Raw genomic sequence first — 283 nt, forward strand, 5'->3', positions numbered from 1 at the left:
GACTGCAGTTGGCTGGAAGGATTCGTCCACAGCCAGGAAATCTTCACAGGTCCAGGAGTTGACCGGTTTTTTGTTATCAGCTGCTTTTTGTGCATCCGCTGCATTGCTCACTACTGGCAGAAGAAGCAGACCACCAAGAATAACGCCTAATACTTTTTTCATCGTAATATCCTCAACTATAAAGTGAAAGAGCCGTCACGAATCAATTTCGACACTGAGGTTATAACCTGGTTTTCTGTATATGTCATGTTGATGGAAAATATCAAAATCAGATATTTTTATT

1 pseudogene is annotated in these 283 nt (G+C 40.6%); it reads right to left on the bottom strand.

The annotated features are described in order from the left end of the window. Nucleotides 1–162: pseudogene (hdeA, locus tag LZP73_RS20835) on the bottom strand (acid-activated periplasmic chaperone HdeA); the annotation flags it as partial. Between the last annotated feature and the right edge of the window lie 121 nt (nt 163–283).

Origin of the sequence: Shewanella sp. AS16, from assembly GCF_021412365.1 — a bacterium.
Taxonomy (GTDB): domain Bacteria; phylum Pseudomonadota; class Gammaproteobacteria; order Enterobacterales; family Shewanellaceae; genus Shewanella; species Shewanella salipaludis.